At 63.7% G+C, this 18929-nt stretch carries 20 protein-coding genes and 1 pseudogene; 14 read left to right on the forward strand and 7 right to left on the reverse strand.

The window, feature by feature from the left end; translation table 11 throughout:
* Positions 1-571 (forward strand): annotated as a pseudogene (locus EOA49_RS13035) (class I SAM-dependent RNA methyltransferase); the annotation flags it as partial.
* Positions 572-715: 144 nt separating this feature from the next.
* Entirely contained in the window at positions 716-3421 is a 2706-nt protein-coding gene (locus EOA49_RS13040; protein ID WP_245460625.1) for a caspase domain-containing protein, read from the forward strand.
* 134 nt (positions 3422-3555) lie between these two features.
* Here EOA49_RS13040 and EOA49_RS13045 read toward each other — a convergent pair whose 3' ends face one another.
* From EOA49_RS13045 to EOA49_RS13065, 4 genes are all read right to left on the reverse strand, one after another.
* Positions 3556-4224 carry a transglutaminase-like cysteine peptidase gene (locus tag EOA49_RS13045; protein ID WP_348626873.1) on the reverse strand — a complete coding sequence of 223 codons (669 nt, stop codon included), beginning with the start codon at positions 4222-4224 and terminating at the stop codon, positions 3556-3558.
* A gap of 181 nt (positions 4225-4405) precedes the next feature.
* The gene (locus EOA49_RS13055) at positions 4406-4681 is read right to left on the reverse strand and encodes an AbrB/MazE/SpoVT family DNA-binding domain-containing protein (RefSeq protein WP_127241502.1); all 276 of its coding nucleotides are present in this window, start codon (positions 4679-4681) and stop codon (positions 4406-4408) included.
* 79 nt (positions 4682-4760) lie between these two features.
* The gene (gene tldD / locus EOA49_RS13060) at positions 4761-6173 is read right to left on the reverse strand and encodes a metalloprotease TldD (protein WP_067327853.1); all 1413 of its coding nucleotides are present in this window, start codon (positions 6171-6173) and stop codon (positions 4761-4763) included.
* Positions 6174-6304: 131 nt separating this feature from the next.
* Positions 6305-6838, reverse strand: a complete 534-nt coding sequence (locus tag EOA49_RS13065; RefSeq protein WP_127241501.1) for an invasion associated locus B family protein — start codon at positions 6836-6838, stop codon at positions 6305-6307.
* A 339-nt stretch (positions 6839-7177) separates the two neighbouring features.
* Here EOA49_RS13065 and coxB point away from each other — a divergent pair, with 339 nt between their 5' ends.
* From coxB to rnhA, 11 genes are all read left to right on the forward strand, one after another.
* Complete coding sequence (gene coxB, locus EOA49_RS13070) at positions 7178-8050, forward strand: cytochrome c oxidase subunit II (protein WP_245299655.1); 873 nt, start codon at positions 7178-7180, stop codon at positions 8048-8050.
* 38 nt (positions 8051-8088) lie between these two features.
* Complete coding sequence (gene ctaD / locus EOA49_RS13075; protein ID WP_066998019.1) at positions 8089-9738, forward strand: cytochrome c oxidase subunit I; 1650 nt, start codon at positions 8089-8091, stop codon at positions 9736-9738.
* 69 nt (positions 9739-9807) lie between these two features.
* Entirely contained in the window at positions 9808-10752 is a 945-nt protein-coding gene (locus tag EOA49_RS13080) for a heme o synthase (protein WP_095781706.1), read from the forward strand.
* Complete coding sequence (locus tag EOA49_RS13085) at positions 10749-10931, forward strand: hypothetical protein (RefSeq protein WP_066998013.1); 183 nt, start codon at positions 10749-10751, stop codon at positions 10929-10931. Before EOA49_RS13080 ends, EOA49_RS13085 begins: the two co-directional genes overlap by 4 nt.
* A gap of 7 nt (positions 10932-10938) precedes the next feature.
* Entirely contained in the window at positions 10939-11565 is a 627-nt protein-coding gene (locus tag EOA49_RS13090; protein ID WP_067327856.1) for a cytochrome c oxidase assembly protein, read from the forward strand.
* A gap of 1 nt (position 11566) precedes the next feature.
* Positions 11567-12448: a cytochrome c oxidase subunit 3 gene (locus tag EOA49_RS13095; protein WP_066998007.1), complete on the forward strand. Its 882-nt coding sequence runs from the start codon at positions 11567-11569 to the stop codon at positions 12446-12448.
* 82 nt (positions 12449-12530) lie between these two features.
* The gene (locus EOA49_RS13100; RefSeq protein WP_127242114.1) at positions 12531-12917 is read left to right on the forward strand and encodes a DUF983 domain-containing protein; all 387 of its coding nucleotides are present in this window, start codon (positions 12531-12533) and stop codon (positions 12915-12917) included.
* Complete coding sequence (locus tag EOA49_RS13105; RefSeq protein ID WP_164749219.1) at positions 12914-13669, forward strand: SURF1 family protein; 756 nt, start codon at positions 12914-12916, stop codon at positions 13667-13669. Before EOA49_RS13100 ends, EOA49_RS13105 begins: the two co-directional genes overlap by 4 nt.
* Before the next feature lie 73 nt (positions 13670-13742).
* Positions 13743-14747: a 4-hydroxy-3-methylbut-2-enyl diphosphate reductase gene (gene ispH / locus EOA49_RS13110; RefSeq protein ID WP_095781704.1), complete on the forward strand. Its 1005-nt coding sequence runs from the start codon at positions 13743-13745 to the stop codon at positions 14745-14747.
* 6 nt (positions 14748-14753) lie between these two features.
* The gene (locus tag EOA49_RS13115) at positions 14754-15716 is read left to right on the forward strand and encodes a homoserine kinase (protein WP_127242135.1); all 963 of its coding nucleotides are present in this window, start codon (positions 14754-14756) and stop codon (positions 15714-15716) included.
* Positions 15713-16246 carry a ribonuclease HI gene (rnhA, locus tag EOA49_RS13120; RefSeq protein ID WP_127242136.1) on the forward strand — a complete coding sequence of 178 codons (534 nt, stop codon included), beginning with the start codon at positions 15713-15715 and terminating at the stop codon, positions 16244-16246. Before EOA49_RS13115 ends, rnhA begins: the two co-directional genes overlap by 4 nt.
* 15 nt (positions 16247-16261) lie before the next feature.
* Here the strand turns inward: rnhA and EOA49_RS13125 are convergent, their stop codons facing one another.
* The 3 genes from EOA49_RS13125 to EOA49_RS13135 form a co-directional block, all read right to left on the reverse strand.
* Entirely contained in the window at positions 16262-16738 is a 477-nt protein-coding gene (locus EOA49_RS13125) for a DUF2938 domain-containing protein (RefSeq protein ID WP_127242137.1), read from the reverse strand.
* A complete protein-coding gene (locus tag EOA49_RS13130; protein WP_095800347.1) occupies positions 16738-17220 on the reverse strand; it encodes a peroxiredoxin in 483 nt (160 codons plus the stop codon). The genes EOA49_RS13125 and EOA49_RS13130 overlap by 1 nt, the downstream gene beginning before the upstream one ends.
* A 139-nt stretch (positions 17221-17359) precedes the next feature.
* Positions 17360-18166, reverse strand: a complete 807-nt coding sequence (locus EOA49_RS13135) for a protein-disulfide reductase DsbD domain-containing protein (protein WP_127243180.1) — start codon at positions 18164-18166, stop codon at positions 17360-17362.
* 127 nt (positions 18167-18293) lie between these two features.
* Here EOA49_RS13135 and EOA49_RS13140 point away from each other — a divergent pair, with 127 nt between their 5' ends.
* Positions 18294-18902 (forward strand): YqgE/AlgH family protein, encoded by a 609-nt coding sequence (locus tag EOA49_RS13140; RefSeq protein WP_066997984.1) that lies wholly within the window; start codon positions 18294-18296, stop codon positions 18900-18902.
* Positions 18903-18929 lie beyond the last annotated feature (27 nt).

The raw sequence follows: 18929 nt of genomic DNA on the forward strand, positions 1-18929 counted from the left end.
GAAGAAGCCGGTGGTGCAGTTCGGCTCGGTCGCCGTCGCCCTGCCGCCCGGCGCCTTTCTTCAGGCGACGGAGGCCGCCGAGCAGACGATGGCCGGTCTCGTCTGCCAGCACCTGTCGCGTGTCAAGAAGATCGCCGACCTGTTCGCCGGCTGCGGCAGCTTCGCGCTCCGGCTGGCGGCGAAGTCGGAAGTGCATGCCGTGGAGGGAGACGCCCCAGCGCTGGCCGCGCTCGACCGTGCTTTCCGCTTCGCCAGCGGCTTGAAGCGCGTGACCAGCGAGCGTCGCGACCTCTTCCGCAGGCCGCTGACCTTCAAGGAGTTGAGCGGCTTCGACGGCCTCGTCTTCGATCCACCGCGCGCCGGCGCGGAGGATCAGTCCAAGCAGATCGCCCGCTCAGACGTGCCGCTGGTCGCGGCCGTCTCCTGCAATCCGACGACGCTGGCGCGGGATCTGCGCATCCTCATCGACGGCGGCTATCAACTGAAGAGCGTGACGCCGATCGACCAGTTCCTGTGGTCGCCGCATGTCGAGGCCGTCGCGCTGCTGGAGAAGCCGAAGCGGCGCCGGTAGTCCGCGAGAGCCGGTTCGCAAGAAACTTGAAGCCTCTCTTTTCCGAAATTTGCGCCCTAAAGCCGCCTTCTTGCAGGTCTTAGTTTTGCGCTGTTAGGGAAACATTCCTGCTCTTTCGGCGTTACTGAAATAAGCGGATGGCGGATGGCGGATAACGGACAGCGCATTGCCATGCAGACGCTTCTAAAATTCCTCAGCCTCATCGTTCTCATCGCTTTTGGCGCCGCGTCCGCGACCGGTGCGCTCGCGCAAGAGCAAAAACGTCTCGCCTTCGTCATCGGCAACGGCGCCTATCAGTCCGGCGAGCTCGCGACTGCCGCCAATGACGCCGGCCTGATCGCGCAGACCCTGCAGGCGGCAGGGTTCGACGTCGTCGGCGCGCGCGATGTCGATCAGGACTCGCTGCGCGGCGCGCTGCGCGATTTTCTCGGCAAGGTTTCCGCCGCCGGTCCCGACGCGGTCGTCTTCGTCTATCTTGCCGGCCACGGCGTGCAGTTCGAGGGGGAGAACTACTTTCTTCCGGTCGATGCCCAGATCGCCAGTCCAGCCGACGTGCCGCTTCAGGCAATGCGGCTCTCCGATGTCACCCGGTCGTTGGCCGGATTGCCGACGAAGGTAAACATCGTCGTGCTCGACGCGGCGCGGCCTGATGCCTTGCCCAAGATGAGCCAGCCCCTGGCCGGTGGTCTCGCGCTTGTCGATCCCGACCCGAACATGCTGATTGCGTTCAACGCGGCTCCGGGAACGGTCGCGCCGGAAGGCAAGGGCCCTTACGGCGCCTATGCTCAGGCGCTCGCCGAAATGATACGCGAGGGCGGGTTGTCGCTTGACGAGGTGTTCGACCGCACGCGGCTGCGCGTCAACGACATGACGCAAGGCGCGGAAGTTCCGTGGCATGCCTCGAAGATCACCGCGCCTTTCGTCTTCTTCGACCGTGCCGCGGACGCGCCCGCGCCCAAGGTTTCGGAGGCCGAATCCCGCTCCAATCGGACCAGGGCGATCCAGGATTTCGACGCTCGAGACGCTTATATCGCGGCTCTCGACCGCGACACGATGCGCGGCTACGAGGATTTCCTCGTCGCCTATCCACACGATCCGATGGCTAAGCGCGTGCGCGCCATTGTCGCTGCGCGGCGCGAGGCGATCACCTGGCGCGAGACCTGGCTCGAGGACACGCCGGAAGCCTACTGGTCTTATCTGCGGCGCTATCCGCGTGGTCCGCATGCCTGGGACGCACGACGGCGGCTCGAACATTTCGACGCTGTCCTGGAGCCGCCGGAGGAGTTCACCGTCTATGAGTATGATTTGCCGCCGCCGCCGGAGGAGGAAATCATCTATATCGACCGTCCGGTGCTCTATTTCGACGATCCCGATTTCGACTTCGAACCGCCGCCGCCGATCACGGTGGTCTTCCTGCCGCCGCCGCCGCCGGATTTCATCGTGCTTCCGCCACCTCCGCCGCCGGTCGAAGTGTTCGTCCTGCCGACGCCGGTATTCGTGCCGATCCCCGTATTCATCAACCCGCCGCGCCACGTCGTGCCGCCGCCGAACGCCATCATCTTCAACAACATCCACAACACGACGGTCATCAACACCATCAACACGACGATCAAAAACGAGACCATCGATCGGGCCGCGCAGCCGAGCGCCGGTGTTCAGCTTGACCGCCGTACAGCCCGGAAAACGATGGAAGGCGCCGTTGGTGGCCGCGCCGATGCGCTGGCGGCCAAGGTTCCCCTGCCGCCGCTTCTGCAGAAGAGGGCGGCCAAGTTCCGTCAGGCCACATCCAATCAGCAGCAACAGGGCGCCCTGCCGCCGAAGCCTGGTCAGCGTGTTATCCAGCGCCAGCAGCCTGACACCTCGCCGGAGACCTCGTCCAGAACCGGCAAGCTCTCAACCGAACACGCTTTGCCTGGAGCCGATGGCAAGAGGCTGCCGCTGGTCAACGGCAAGCCGGCGCCCGACGGCCAGAACTTGCCCGGCAACAAGTTGAAGAGGCAACCCGGCAGGCAAGGCGTCTCGGGCGGCAACCAAGAGGCGATCGGAAATGCCGGTCCTGACCGGACCGGGAAGCAGGACACGGATCGGAACAGGGGCAAAAAGCTCCGCAACCTGCCCGCCGTCAACGGCACGCCGGCCGACAACGGGCAGAGCGCGCGGGAGAAGTTCAGGCAGAACAATCCCAAGGCTTTATCCGAACGGAGCGGTGGCAAGCCGAGGAAGCTGACGCGCAAGGATTTGTCCGCAGGCCAGTCCGTGGTCGAACCGAACGAACAAGGTTCGGCCGCCGCGAGCGACAAGGGCAGGAAGGTCCGCAAGCTGCTTACCGTCAACCGGATGCCGGCCGAGAACCGGCCGAGCGTGCGCGAGCGGCTCAGAAAGAACAATCCCGACGTGTTCTCCGGTGACAACCAGGGCTCGGCCAAGAGCAAGAAGTTCCGCAGACTGCCGAGCGTTAGTGCTGGGCCAACCGACAATGGACCGGCCGTGCAGAAGCGGCTCAGGAGGAACAATCCGACCGTGTTCTCCGACGAGAATCAGGGCTCGGCCAGCGGGAACGACAGACGCAGGACGGTGCGCCGGCTGCAGAACGAAGAAGGTTCCGCCGGCCGGGATGTCACCGTCCAGCGCAACTTCAAGGTCAACAGGCCGAACCAGAATGCGCAGCGCCAGTTCAGGCAGGAAAGGCCTAACGAGCAGGTGCTGCGGCGGCAGAGATCGGAGCCTCGCTCGGAATTGCGTTCGCAGCCGAGGCCGCAGATGCAAGAGCGGAGTGTCCCCCGGGAGAAGCCGCAGCGCAAGAAGAAGCTCTCTTGCGGACAGCAGGGCGAGCCGGCCTGCAACCAGTAGGCCGGCGCGTACCTCTGCGAGCCGATTTTTCGGCCATGAACGTGCAAGGCAGAGGCGCCGGTCCGCGCGTATCAACCGTCAAAAGCGGAATGCCTCGGCTGTCGAGGCCGCTCGGTTGAGCCTGGCGGCATCCGTCAGGTTTTCGACGTGCCGCCGCGCTGATTGATCGATACCCAAATATTCGGGTTCTGCTGCGACTGGCGCTTCAGGAAATAATAGCCGGTCGCGTTCCAGGGCCGGACTTCGTCGACCAGATTGTCGAGCACGAGATCGCCCTTGTCGGTCTTCACGGTCAGGATGGTGTGGCCTTCGTTGTTCAGGTCGCGCACCACCGTCATCAGCAGCGCCTGGCGGGGAAATCCCGCTTCCATGAGAAGCTTGCGCTTGTAGAGCGCGTAGATCTTGCAGTCGCCCTTGCCGTCCACCGGATAGTCCCAGTGGTCCATCATCGTGCCCCAGTGATCATAGTTGCTGACGGGCTTGATGGCGCGGTTCGCCTTCTGGTTTATGCGCTTGAGGGTTCGCATGTTCTGTGCGGTCAGCTTGACGTTCGCCGGCTGCAGGGCAGGCACTTTGCACTCTTTCGGCCGGCGGTGGCAGAAATCGATCCAGCCATAAGGGACGCTGGTACGTCCTCCAACTGTGGCGGAGCGCAGGTCGACCGGACTCGATGGCCGCTTGAACAATGTCGACTGCGCCGCCGCAGTGTCGACGCAAAGCGACGTCACACCGATCAATGAGCAAAGGCCAAGGAGGAATGAAGAGGTCAGGACGCCAGGGGAACGCAGCACTGCCAACACCACCGCAACGAGAAGACTGCTGATAGTTAAGTCGGAAGCGTCGGCCAAAGCAATTGAACAATTAATAATCTGCTAACACGATTGTGTTCGCGCTCCGGCGGGTAGCTAGGTATGAGCTTTCCGGCCGGATCGAGGTGACCGTTCAGGATGGTCGTTCGTCAGGTATCTGACGACAAGGTTGGGATCAATTGCGAGCATGGCGCCGCCGCGCTTCGGCAAAGACACGCGCGTTCATCTCTTCAAGCGTCTTCGGCTTGCCGCGGTGCGGCAGCAGGCCAACCACGTCTTCCGGTCGCGTCGGGGTGAAGGCCGGCACTTGCTTCAGAAGAACACCGTCTGGTGTGTCTTCGACCTGCAGACGTGTGCCCGCACCCCAGTCCCTCCGTTTCCGGATCGCGCTGGGGAGGATCACTTGTCCCTTGGTCGAGACGGTGGTTATGAGTTTTTCGGCACCAGCCATCGCAAGCTTACCCCGTGTAAGACACAGGTAAGATACTCAAGCGGCGGAGTGCTATTCAAACCTGCCGGATTGAGCGTGCTCAAACCCTGGTGCCGCCCACCGTCATCTGGTTCATCCTCAGATGCGGCTGGCCGACCCCGACCGGCACGCCCTGTCCGGCCTTGCCGCACATGCCGATGCCGTTGTCGAGTTTCATGTCATTGCCGACCATGGTGACGCGGTGCATGGCGTCGGGCCCGTTGCCGATCAGCATTGCGCCCTTGATCGGCTGCGTCACCTTGCCGTCCTCGATCATGTAGGCCTCGGTGCAGCCGAACACGAACTTGCCTGAGGTGATGTCGACCTGGCCGCCGCCGAAAGAGACGGCATAGATGCCGTTCTTGACCGAGGCGATGATCTCTTCCGGCGCGGTATCGCCCGAGGTCATGTAGGTGTTGGTCATGCGCGGCATCGGCTGGTGGGCATAGCCTTCGCGCCGGCCGTTGCCGGTCGCCTTCATGCCCATCAGCCGCGCATTCTGGCGGTCCTGCATGTAGCCGACCAGCTTGCCGTCCTCGATCAGCACATTGCGCGCCGAAGGCGTGCCTTCGTCGTCCACGGTAAGCGAGCCGCGCCGCTCGGCGATGGTGCCGTCATCGACGACGGTGACGCCCTTTGCCGCTACTTGGCTGCCCATCAGGCCGGCGAAGGCGGATGTTTTCTTGCGGTTGAAGTCGCCCTCGAGGCCATGGCCGACAGCCTCGTGCAGCATCACGCCCGGCCAGCCGCTGGAAAGCACGATGTCGAATGTGCCTGCCGGCGCCGGAACGGCCTCCAGATTGACCAGCGCCTGTCGCAGCGCCTCGCGCGCGGCGTGCTTCCAACTCTCCTCGGTGAGGAACTCGCCAAAGCTCTTGCGGCCGCCCATTCCGTAGGAGCCGCTCTCCTGGCGGTCGCCATCGCCGACCACCACCGAGACGTTCATCCTGACCAGCGGGCGGATATCGCGCACCACCTGGCCGTCGCCGCGCACGATCTCGACATGCTGCCAGGAGGCGGCGAGCGAAGCCGTCACCTGGCGCACGCGCGGATCGGCGGCGCGCAGCCAGGCGTCGATCTCCTGCAACAGCTTCGCCTTGGCCTCGAAACTGGGCGAGGGGATGGGATTCTCGTCGCCGTAAAGGTGGCGATTGGTGCGCGCGGGCGCTGCGGCAAGCGTTCCGGAATAGCCGCCCTTGACCGCGGAGACGGCATCGGCGGCGCGCAGCAGCGAGGCTTCCGACAGGTCGCTCGAATGGGCATAGCCGCTCGCCTCGCCGGCGACGGCGCGCAGCCCGAAACCCTGGTCGGTGTTGAAATTCGCCGTCTTCAGCCGGCCGTTGTCGAACATCAGCGCTTCGTTCTCGCTGTATTCGAGGAACAGTTCGCCGTCGTCGGCGCCCTTGATGGTATCAGCGACGATCTCTTTGACGCGGTCGTCGGAAATGTCGAATTGGCCGATCAGGCTGTTCATGGCAGGGCTGTCCGCTGGCGGTTTCGCATTCCCCCGATGTAGGGGCGAAGTGAGGTCAAGACAATCGCCGGCCTTCACACGCGATCGTCATCGCCGCGCGCCGACTGGCGGCCGCGTTGCCGCCGCTGGACTTAGGGCAGAGCCGAGAAGCCTTCGGCGAATCCCTTCAGATCGACGGGAATGCCGATGCCTTCCTCCGGCGTCTGGAAGACGATGAAGGTGGCCGACGTGCCGTTCTTCAGCGTGTCGAGCAGCGGCTTCTCGAGGATCACTTCCGCGTAGCAGCCGTCCTGGAAACAGCGCACGAAATAGGCGCGGCCGATGTCCTTGCCGTCGACATTGAGGCCGAGCCCGTTGGGCAAGAGCACGCCTAGTGGTGCCAGCACCCGCAGGATCTCCGCCTTGTTGTCGGCGGTGCGCAGCACCACGACGGAAAGCCCCATTTCCGGACGGTCCTCGGCGACGACGTTCTGCATCATCACGCATTGTTCGGAGGTCGCGCCGGCCGGCGTGTCGCAGATGATCGACCACGCGCCATGCGTCGACTTGACCGTGCCGCTGGGCGGCGCCGCGGTCTGCGGCGGCGCGGCGTTCGCCACGCTGGCGCTAAGCGAGGCGGCAAGGAAGATAACCTTCGCCAAGGGTGTCGAAAGCCAGGAAGTCATAACGGCTCCATTGCGAATCACGGCACTTTAAGCTGCGCCAAGGCCAAGTAAAGGACGAGACCGTCGCCAGCCCGCCCAGATACCGGCAATTACGCGCTTTTCCAGAGCAAATTCGCCCGAATTGCGACCACCCGGCGCGGGGGCGGCGATGGTCGGGGATGCCCTTCGGGCTGCGCGCAAAAATGCCGCACGGTTTCGCCCGCTCCTTCCTTGCGGAGGGAAATAGAGTATGGTTTGAACCACCTTAGGGACAGACCGGGATTCCCCATCCCGGCGTCGTTCGTTACTGGTGCGATCCGATTGCAGGAAGTGGGAGACGAGAGGGCGATGAGAAAATTCATGGCAAGCGCCAGACTTCTGGCAGGTGCTGCGGCCGCGGGCACGCTCCTCTCCAGCGCATCCGCCTATGCGGATCAGCCGCGGCCATGGGAAACCGCCTTCCAGGCGCCTGCGACCGACATGATGCGGCAAATCGAATGGTTCGGAAACTACACCTTCGTATTCATCGTGGTCATCACCCTGCTGGTGCTGGTCCTGCTCGCCTATGTCATCCTGCGGTTCCGCGCGAGCGCCAACCCGGTTCCTTCCCGGACCAGCCACAACACGCTGATCGAGGTGATCTGGACCGTCGGCCCGGTCATCGTGCTGCTGCTCATCGCCATCCCCTCGTTCCAACTGCTCACCGCGCAGTATACCCCGCCGGAAGAAGCCAAGCTGACCGTCAAGGCGACCGGCAACCAATGGAATTGGGACTACGAATACCAGGTCGACAAGAGCTTCTCCTTCAACTCGGCGATCCTGCAGGACGGTGACCGCGCCAAGGCCGGCAAGGAAGACCGCAACCTCTATCCGCGCCTGCTCGCCGTCGACAATGAGCTGGTGGTGCCGGTCAACACCATGACCCGTGTGCTGATCACCGCCACCGACGTCATCCACTCCTTCGCCGTGCCGTCCTTCGGCATCAAGATGGATGCCGTGCCCGGCCGCACCAACGAGACCTGGTTCAAGGCGGAGAAGGAAGGCCTCTATTACGGCCAGTGCTCGCAGCTCTGCGGCAAGGATCACGCCTTTATGCCGATCGCGGTTCGCGTCGTCTCCGACGCGCAGTTCAAGACCTGGCTGGAGACGGCCAAGACCGACGTGCCCGCCGCCAACAAGGCGCTGATGGCCGAGATCGACGGTACCAACAAGGTAGCGGCCGCCGGCAACTGACGCCGCGGGTTAGCAAGAATTAGGGAACGGAGCGGAATATGGCAGAGGCTGCAGCTCACGACCACCACGACCACAGGCCGCATGGCTGGGTCCGCTGGGTCTACTCGACCAACCACAAGGACATCGGCACGCTCTACCTGATCTTCGCGATCATGGCCGGGATTATCGGCGGCGCGCTTTCGGTCGCCATCCGCATGGAGCTGCAGGAGCCGGGCATCCAGATCTTCAGCGGTCTGGCGCAGATGGTCTACGGCATGCAGGGTGATGCCGCCATCGATGGCGGCAAGAGCATGTACAATGCCTTCGGCGCCGCGCACGGCCTGATCATGATCTTCTTCATGGTGATGCCGGCGCTCATCGGCGGCTTCGCCAACTGGATGGTGCCGATCATGATCGGCGCGCCGGACATGGCCTTCCCGCGCATGAACAACATCTCCTTCTGGCTGCTGCCGCCGGCCTTCCTCCTGCTGCTCGGCTCGATGTTCGTACCGAGCGCGCCCGGCGCCTTCGGCGTCGGCGGCGGCTGGACGATCTATCCGCCGCTCTCGACATCCGGCCAGCCGGGTCCCGCGATGGACCTTGCGATTCTGTCGCTCCACATCGCCGGCGCCTCGTCGATTCTCGGTGCGATCAATTTCATCACCACCATCTTCAACATGCGCGCGCCTGGCATGACCATGCACAAGATGCCGCTGTTCGCCTGGGCGGTGCTGATCACGGCCTTCCTGCTGCTCTTGTCGCTGCCGGTCCTGGCGGGCGCCATCACCATGCTGCTCACCGATCGCAACTTCGGCACCGCCTTCTTCGTGCCGGACCAGGGCGGCGACCCGCTGCTCTTCCAGCACCTGTTCTGGTTCTTCGGCCATCCCGAGGTGTACATTCTGATCCTGCCGGGCTTCGGCATCGTTAGCCATATCGTCTCGACCTTCTCGAAGAAGCCGGTCTTCGGCTATCTCGGCATGGCCTACGCCATGGTCGCGATCGGCGCCGTCGGCTTCATCGTCTGGGCGCACCACATGTACACGACCGGCCTGTCGCTCGACACGCAGCGCTATTTCGTGTTCGCCACCATGGTCATCGCGGTTCCGACGGGCGTGAAGATCTTCTCCTGGATCGCCACGATGTGGGGCGGCTCGATCTCCTTCAAGCCGCCGATGCTGTGGGCGCTGGGCTTCATCTTCCTGTTCACGATCGGTGGCGTCACCGGCGTTCAGCTGGCAAATGCCGGCCTCGACCGCTCGCTGCACGACACCTATTTCGTGATCGCCCACTTCCACTACGTGCTGTCGCTGGGCGCCGTGTTCGCCATCTTCGCCGGCTGGTACTACTGGTTCCCGAAGATGACCGGCTACATGTACTCGCCGGTGATCGCCAACACCCACTTCTGGGTCACATTCGTCGGCGTCAACCTGATCTTCTTCCCGCAGCACTTCCTCGGCCTTGCCGGGATGCCGCGCCGCACTGTCGACTATCCGGATGCGTTTGCCGGCTGGAACATGATCTCGTCCTACGGCTCCTACATCGCCGCCGTCGGCGTTGCGATCTTCCTCTATGGCGTGTTCGAGGCCTTCCAGAAGAAGCGCGTCGCGGGCGCCAATCCGTGGGGCGAGGGTGCCACCACGCTCGAATGGCAGCTGCCGTCGCCGCCGCCGTTCCACCAGTGGGAACAGCTGCCGAAGATCAAGTAAGGCCGCAGATACAGGACCGCCTGCTCGCCCGGCGGTCTTGGCCAACGGAATAATGGACTTTAAGTACGCATGGCCCTTGCCGACCACAAATTGATGGAGGAAGTTGGCTTTCGCATGTCGGAAGCCACCGCGGGCGATTTCTTCGCCCTCCTCAAGCCGCGCGTGATGTCGCTGGTCGTCTTCACGGCCTTTGTCGGCATGGTCGCGGCGCCGGTCGCCATCAATCCGCTGCTGGCGGTGATCGCGATCCTGGCGATTGCCATCGGCGCCGGCGCCTCGGGCGCGCTCAACATGTGGTACGACGCCGATATCGACGCGGTGATGACCAGGACAGCGAGCCGTCCGGTGCCGGCCGGGCGCGTCACGCCGGGTGAGGCGCTGAGCTTCGGCCTCGTGCTCTCCGCGCTGTCGGTGATGACGCTGGGCGTGCTCATCAACTGGCTGTCGGCGGCGCTTCTTGCCTTCACCATCTTCTTCTACGCCGTCATCTACACGATGTGGCTAAAGCGCTGGACGCCGCAGAACATCGTCATCGGCGGCGCCGCCGGCGCCATCCCGCCGGTGATCGGCTGGGCGGCGGTGACCGGATCGGTCAGCCTCGAAAGCCTGATTCTTTTCCTGATCATTTTCCTTTGGACTCCGCCGCATTTCTGGGCGCTGGCGCTGTTCAAGTCGGACGACTACGCCCGCGCCGGCATTCCGATGATGCCGAACGTCGCCGGACACGCCTCGACCCGCCGCCAGATCTTTGCCTACGCGCTGATCCTGGCGCCGGTCGGCGTCTTGCCATGGCTGCTCGGCTACACCACCGCCGCCTATGGCGCGGTTTCCGTTCTGCTCGGCCTGGGCTTCGTCTGGTATGCCTGGAAGGTGCTGGGCATGAGCGATGCCGACCGCGCGATGAAGCCGGCCAAGGCGCTGTTCGGCTTTTCGCTGCTCTATCTCTTCGCAATCTTTGCCGCCTATCTCGTCGACAGCGTGGTCGGGCGTGCCCTCGTCATGGGGGGAGCATGATCGTGGCCGATAAGAACCTCGAACTGGTCACCTTGACCGAACGCCAGCGGAAGGCGCGGCGCAGCCGCTCCGTTGCCATCGGCGTCGCGCTGGCCGCGCTCGTCATCATCTTCTACATCGCCACCATCGTGCGCTTCGGCCACCATGCCTCCGGCCTGATACCGACGAATTTGATGTGAGGCGGCGATGAGCGGCGAGACCGGACCCATCGGGAAGAACAGCAACCGCATCGTCGTGGCGGTCTGCCTTGCCTTCTTCACCGGCATGGTCGGCATGGCCTATGCGGCGGTCCCGCTCTACAAGATGTTCTGCCAGGTCACCGGCTATGGCGGCACGACGCAGCGCGCCGAGAAGCAATATGCCGGTCGCGTGCTCGACCGCGATATCACCATCCGCTTCGACGCCAACACCAACGGCATTCCGTGGCAGTTCGAGCCCGTCGCGCGCTCGGTGACGATCAAGATCGGCGAGACCACGCAGGCGCATTACAGCGCCACTAACAAGTTCGATCGCCCCATCACCGGGCGCGCCTCCTTCAACGTGCAGCCGGAAATGGCCGGCGCCTATTTCAACAAGGTGGAGTGCTTCTGCTTCACCGACACGACGCTGAAGCCCGGCGAGACGCTGGACATGCCGGTCGTGTTCTATGTCGATCCAGACATCGTCAACGTGCCGGAACTGAAGGACTTGAAGACCATCACCCTGTCCTACACCATGTTCCCGGTCGAAAAGAAGCAGCCAGTCGCGTCGTCCGCGCCGGCCGCTGGCAGCAGCAACAAAGTTCCAGATTCCGAAGCAAGCCTCGGGGGTTGATATGGCAGACGCGCACGCAAAACCGAACCACGACTACCATCTCGTCAATCCCAGCCCTTGGCCTTTCCTGGGCTCGATCGGCGCATTGGTCACGGCCGTCGGCGGCGTTTGCCTGATGCAGTATCTGAAGGCCGGCAGCTTCCCAATCTTCGGCCACAACATCGCCAATCCGTGGCTGTTTTTCATCGGCCTGATCATCGTGCTCTACACGATGTTCGCCTGGTGGTCGGACACCATCAAGGAAGCGCATGAGGGTCACCACACGCGCGTCGTTTCGCTGCACCTGCGCTACGGCATGATCATGTTCATCGCCTCCGAGGTGATGTTCTTCGTCGCCTGGTTCTGGGCCTTCTTCGACGCCAGCCTATTCCCGGGCGAGGCCGCGCAATATGCCCGCACCACTTTCACGGGCGGCGTTTGGCCGCCAAAAGGTCTGGAGGTTCTCGATCCCTTCCACCTGCCGCTCTACAACACCATCATCCTGCTTCTGTCGGGCACGACGGTGACCTGGGCGCACCACTCGCTGCTGCACGGCGACCGCAAGGGCCTGATCAACGGCCTGATCCTGACCGTCGGCCTCGGCATGCTGTTCACCATGGTGCAGGCCTACGAGTACATGCACGCTCCGTTCGGCTTCAAGGACTCGATCTACGGCGCCACCTTCTTCATGGCGACTGGCTTCCACGGCTTCCACGTCATCATCGGCACCATCTTCCTGCTCGTCTGCCTGATCCGGGCGATGCGGGGCGATTTCACCCCGAAGCAGCATTTCGGCTTCGAGGCGGCCGCCTGGTACTGGCATTTCGTCGACGTGGTCTGGCTGTTCCTGTTCACCGCGATCTATGTCTGGGCCTCGAGCGGCGCGGTAATCGAAGCCCACTGAGACCCTTTGGATTGAGTTCACGAGGCGGCTGCGGCGACGTGGCCGCCTTATCTTTTTGACCGAACGGGTCTACGGTGCGGACATGAGCGAAGACAAGGCAATCTGGCCACCCGTCGACCCGATCTCGGCCGGGCTGCGCGGCCACTGCCCGCGCTGCGGCGAGGGCAAGCTGTTCTCCGGCTTCCTCACCGTCGGCAGGCGCTGCTACAATTGCGGCCTCGACTATTCCTTTGCCGATGCCGGCGACGGTCCGGCGGTCTTCGTGATCCTCATCATCGGCTTCATCGTCGTCGGCCTGGCGCTGTGGATGGAAGTGTCGCTGAGCCCGCCGCTCTGGCTGCATTTCATTTTGTGGATACCGCTGGCGCTGGTGCTGAGCCTGGCGGCGCTGCGCCTGATCAAGGGCGTGCTGATCACCCTGCAATATTCCAAGAAGGCCGCGGAAGGCAGGCTGGACAGCGGCCAATGAGCGATGCGACCTCCTCGACTGCCGGCGCTTCGCGGCCGCGCTCGGCACTGCTGCTTGGGCTCGGCCTTGTCCTGTTCGCCATTCTCCTCGGCCTCGGCACCTGGCAGGTCCAGCGCTTGCACTGGAAGGAAGGGCTGATCGATACCATCGACAAGCGCACCCATGCGGCACCTTTGCCACTGACCGATGTCGAGAAAGAATTCGCCGCCACACACGATGTCGAATACACGCCGGTGACTGTAACCGGCACTTTCCTGCACCAGGGCGAGCGCCATTTCTTCGCCACTTGGGAAGGCGACACGGGCTTCAATGTCTACACGCCCCTGCGGCTCGACGACGGCCGTTTCGTGCTCGTCAACCGCGGCTTCGTCCCTTACGATCTCAAGGATCCGGCCAAGCGGAAGCAGGGCGAGGTCGCCGGCACGGTGACGGTGACCGGGCTTGCCCGCAATCCGCTGCCTGAAAAACCCTCGATGATGCTGCCCGACAACGACGTCGCCAAGAACATCTTTTACTGGAAGGACCGCGACGTCATGGCCTCGAGCGCCGGTCTGCCAGCGGGAGCCGTGCTGGTGCCCTTCTTCATCGATGCCGACAAGACTCCTAACCCCGGCGGTCTGCCGGTCGGCGGCGTCACCATCATCGATCTGCCGAACAACCACCTGCAATATGCCGTCACCTGGTATGGCCTTGCCGCCGCCCTTGCCGCGGTGCTGATCCTCAGGCTTCGCCGCCCGGCGAAGGAGGAGTGAGCGCCGCTCTTGACAGGGCAGGGGTGCACGCCTCATTTCGCCTTCAGCTTTCCGACTGAACCGGCCCGTTTTGATGATTGAAAAAAAGCCACCGCTGACGATCAGGCTTTGCCAGCCGCGCGGCTTCTGCGCCGGCGTCGACCGCGCCATTCAGATCGTCGTGCTGGCGCTGAAGAAATACGGCGCGCCGGTCTATGTCCGCCATGAGATCGTGCACAACCGCTACGTCGTCGAGGGGCTGCAGAGCCTGGGCGCGGTGTTCATCGAGGAATTGTCCGAGATCCCGCCCGAGCATCGTCAGTCGCCGGTCGTCTTTTCCGCGCATGGGGTGCCGAAATCGGTGCCGGCCGACGCCGAGGCGCGCAACCTGTTCTACCTCGATGCCACCTGTCCGCTGGTGTCGAAGGTGCACAAGCAGGCGATGCGGCACCAGCGGCTCGGCCGCCATGTGCTCCTGATCGGCCATGCCGGCCATCCGGAAGTGATCGGCACGATGGGCCAGTTGCCGGAAGGAGCCGTGACCCTTATCGAGACCGAGGCCGATGCGGCAAGCTTCGTGCCGGCAGACCCGGCGGCGCTTGGCTTTGTCACCCAGACGACGCTGTCGGTCGAGGACACCGCCGGCATCATCCGGGCGCTGCAAGAGCGTTTCCCCGAGCTTCACGCCCCGGCCGCCGAATCCATCTGCTACGCCACCACCAACCGACAGGAGGCGGTGAAGGAGACGGCCGCCGGTGCCGACCTTTTCCTCGTCGTCGGCGCGCCGAACTCGTCCAACTCGCGGCGTCTTGTCGAAGTGGCGGAGCGCGCGGGCGCCGCGATGTCGCTTCTCGTGCAGCGCGCCTCCGAAATTCCGTGGAATGAGATCGGCAGGATTTCGACGCTCGGCCTGTCGGCCGGCGCTTCGGCGCCGGAAATCATCGTCGACGAGATCATCGACGCGTTCCGGCAACGCTTCGACGTCACCATCGATCTGGCCATCACGGCCACGGAAACGGAGGATTTTCCGGTGATGCGGGTGTTGCGCGATGTCGAACTGACGGCGGCCGACATGGCCTTCGTCAACGGAGCCGCGTAAACCCAGATGGCCGTCTACACCGACGTCAACGAAAACGAGCTCAGCGCGTTTCTGAAAGCCTATCCGGTGGGCGAGCTCCTGTCCTACAAGGGCATCGCCGAAGGGACCGAGAACTCGAATTTTCTCGTCCATGCTTCCACCGGTTCCTACATATTGACGCTCTACGAGAAGCGCGTCGACAAGGCCGATCTGCCCTTTTTTCTCGGCCTGATGGGCCATCTCGCGCGAAAAGGCATTTCCTGCCCGCTTCCGGTCACCGCGCATGACGGAACCGTCATCGGCACGCTCGCCGGCCGGCCGGCCGTCATCATCACCTTCCTCGAGGGCCTGTCGCTGAGGCGCCCGACGGCAGCGCATTGCGGCGAGGTCGGCAAGGCGTTGGCCGCGCTCCATCTCGCCGGGCGGGATTTCCCGATGAAGCGGCCGAACGCGCTTGCCATCGACGGCTGGCGCAAGCTCTGGGCGGCGTCGCGCGACCGCGCCGACGAGGTCGAGCCGGGGCTCGCGGCCGAAGTCGACGCGGACTTCCTGGATTTTGAGCGCAACTGGCCGACCCGCCTGCCACAAGGCATCATCCACGCGGATCTCTTCCCGGACAATGTCTTCTTCCTTGGCGAGAAGCTGTCGGGGCTGATCGATTTCTATTTCGCCTGCGACGACCTCTATGCCTATGATGTCGCCACGTGCCTCAACGCCTGGTGCTTCGAGAAGGACTTTTCCTTCAACCTCACCAAAGGGGCCGCGCTGCTTGCCGGCTACCAGTCGGTGAGGCCTCTTGAGGGAGAGGAAAAAGCGGCGCTGCCGATGCTGGCGCGCGGCTCGGCGCTACGCTTCATGCTGACCAGGCTCTATGATTGGCTGACCATTCCCAACGGCGGGCTAGTGATGAAGCGCGATCCGACCGAATATATCCGCCGCATGCGCTTCCACCGGGCGATCAAGTCTCCATCAGAATACGGACTGACATGAACAAGCAAATCGAGATCTTCACCGACGGCGCCTGCTCGGGCAATCCCGGGCCGGGCGGCTGGGGCGCGGTGCTGCGCTATAACGGCGTCACCAAGGAGCTGTCGGGCGGCGAGGCCGAGACCACCAACAACCGCATGGAACTGCTTGCCGCCATCAGCGCGCTCGATGCGCTGAAGGAGCCCTGCACGGTCGATCTCTATACGGACAGCAAATACGTCATGGACGGCATTTCCAAATGGATCCATGGCTGGAAGAAGAACGGCTGGAAGACCGGCGAGAGGAAGCCGGTCAAGAACGGTGAGCTCTGGCAGGCGCTCGACGAGGCCAACAGGCGCCACAAGGTTATCTGGCATTGGGTGAAGGGCCATGCCGGCCACCCGGAGAACGAGCGCGCCGACCAACTGGCAAGGCAAGGCATGGCGCCGTTCAAGCCGAAGCAGGCGCGGCCGGCACCGGTTGCGGCTGCGCCGCAGAAGGCTGGTGCTCCGGCCAGGAAGCCCGCGCCCCGACGCTCGACTCAGAGCTATTGACGCGCCTGACGTTCTCTACCGGATCGCCAGCGCCGTGGAGAACAGGCCGAAGGCGAAGACCGTGTGCGAGACGAGGTTGAGCGCGCGCACCAGCATCGGGTTGGGCGTCCTGGATGCTGCCCAGCCGGCACCCATGCCGGGCGCCAGCAGGAACCAGCCGGCGCCGACGGTGACGATACCGAGAACGAAGGCCGGCAGGAAGGTCGGCGCCGCCAGCCAGCCCGTTCCCGCCAGCACGACCAGGATCACGCCGTAGAGAATTCCGACGAGATAGTGGAATGCCCAGCCCAGCGCCTTTTCATGCGTATACGGCGCGGCCTGACTGATATCGTCATGGAAGACCTTCTCGGGCAGATGCCGGACCCAGCGGCCGACCATGCCCCAATTCGGCCGCGGCAGCCCGAACGCCTTGTTGAGGATAATCGCCCAGACGTCCATGAAGACCGTGGCGCCGATGCCGATCGCGATGGCGCGCCAGACAATGTCGAGCATCAGAGCTGCTCGAGGATTTTGGCCGCCCCGCTCTCGTCGACACCTGGCTTGGCTTCGACATTGAGAGCCACGACCTTGCTGTCATCGACGATCATCGAAAAGCGCTTCGAGCGCAGCCCCATGCCGTTCGCGGAAAGGTCATTGTCAAGTCCGACCGACTTGGCGAAGTCTCCGCTGCCGTCGGCGAGATAGAGGATCTTGCCTTCGCCACCGGTGAAACGTGCCCAGGCGCCCATGACATGGACGTCGTTGACCGAGACGACCGCGATAGTGTCGACGCCGCGCGCCACGATGGCGTCGTGGTTCTCGAGATAGCCCGGCAGATGGTTGTTGCTGCAGGTTGGCGTGAAGGCGCCGGGAACGCCGAACAGCACCACCTTCTTGCCGGCGAAAATCTCGGCGCTGGTCATCGGCTTGGCGCCATCGGCGGTCATCACCTTGAAAATCGCTTCGGGCAGTTTTTCGCCAACCGAAATGGTCATGGTTTCCTCGTTTGGGAGATTGGGAAGGATCTGTGCCTGCGATATCGAACCGGGCCGCATTCCGCAACCGTTCAGAGCAATCCCAGGAAAAGTGCCCAGCGGTTTTCCATCCGCAATTGCGGCTCCACGACGAATTGGCTCAAGGGAAAGGCAGCAATCCGTCCACCGCACCTTCGGGGCATGTCAGCGTGTAGTAGAGCCCGCCGTCCGTGGGCGTCGCCGACGGCCGGTCGAGGATCGGCACGGTGAAAACAAGCTTGCCGTCCTTCTCGCTGCGCACCGGCGCGCCGAACATATAGTCGCGCTCCCCCGCGATGAAAAAGTCGACGGACTCGGCATCGCCGGGCGAATGCGCCTCGACGATGAGCGTCTCGTGATCGCCGGGCAGCACGCGGATGCCGAAATCAGATCGCGCCGGGCCGGGGAGCGTTGCAAGCGCAGTCTTCACCAGCGCCGCGTCGGTGGCGTTGTCCGGATCGGAAGCAGGATCGAGGCTGAGCCGCGTCTGCACCGGAATGCAGATCGTCTCGCATATGCCGAGAAAGACGTTGGCATCGATCGTCGCCGGCTGGTCGGGCGCCGACAGCGTGAAGGTCACCGGCAGCGATACGGGACGGTCATAGCCGGCCCATTTGCCGTAGCCGTCATCGTGGCGCTGCGGCGGCGGAAACGACAGCTTTGCATCTGCGATGTTGGTGCTGGCCGAGATGTCGATCTGCGGCGGCACACCGGCGTCGCCGGGATCGCGCCAATAGGTTTTCCAGCCTGGCTTCAGCGCGATGTCGAGCACGCCGTGGATCTTGCCCGCCTCGTCCGGCTTGCCGCTGGTCACCAGCCGCACCTTGCCGCCTTCGCTGTTGTACCAGGCCGAGGATGATGCCTCGGCCGGCTGCCCCGCTGCCAGGCCGACGACGGCGCCGAGCGCCACAATATTCAGGTATCGCATGACGGTGATTTGATCGCCCGTTCTTGGCCGCGCAATGATTTCATGTTCCTGCAGGTATCATATTTGCGTGACATCGGGCAGCCTGACCATCTTTTCGGCGCCGCGGAAACGGGTTACCCTCAGCTCCATGGACTTGTTGCGTCACAAAAAGAAGACGGCCGGACGCGGCTTTCTCGACGATCAGTTCCTGATTGCCATGCCTGGCATGAAGGACGACCGCTTCACGCGCTCCGTCATCTATATCTGCGCCCACAGCGACGAGGGCGCCATGGGCCTGATCATCAATCAGACGCAGCAGATGCTGTTCCCGGACCTTCTGGTGCAGCTTGGCATCGTGAACGAGCAGGAAGCAATCCGCTTGCCGGCGCATGCCCGCGATTTCGTCGTGCGCAATGGCGGGCCCGTCGACCGCAGCCGCGGCTTCGTGCTGCATTCCGGCGACTATCGCGTGGAATCCTCGCTCAACGTCTCCGACGACATCTGCCTGACCGCCACGGTCGACATCCTGCGCGCCATCTCGACGGGTCGCGGGCCGCGTCATGCGCTGATGGCGCTCGGCTATTCCGGCTGGGGCGCAGGCCAGCTCGAAAGTGAGATCGCCGAGAATGGCTGGCTGACCTGCCCGGCGACGCCTGAGCTGCTGTTCGACGCCGACATCGAGCGCAAATACGATCGCATCCTTGCCTCGATCGGCATCGATCTCGCCCATTTGAGCGCCGCCGCGGGGCACGCTTAAACGCCTTTGCCGACCTGCGGGACTGGT

Source organism: Mesorhizobium sp. M1A.F.Ca.IN.020.04.1.1 (genome assembly GCF_003997315.1).
GTDB lineage: Bacteria > Pseudomonadota > Alphaproteobacteria > Rhizobiales > Rhizobiaceae > Mesorhizobium.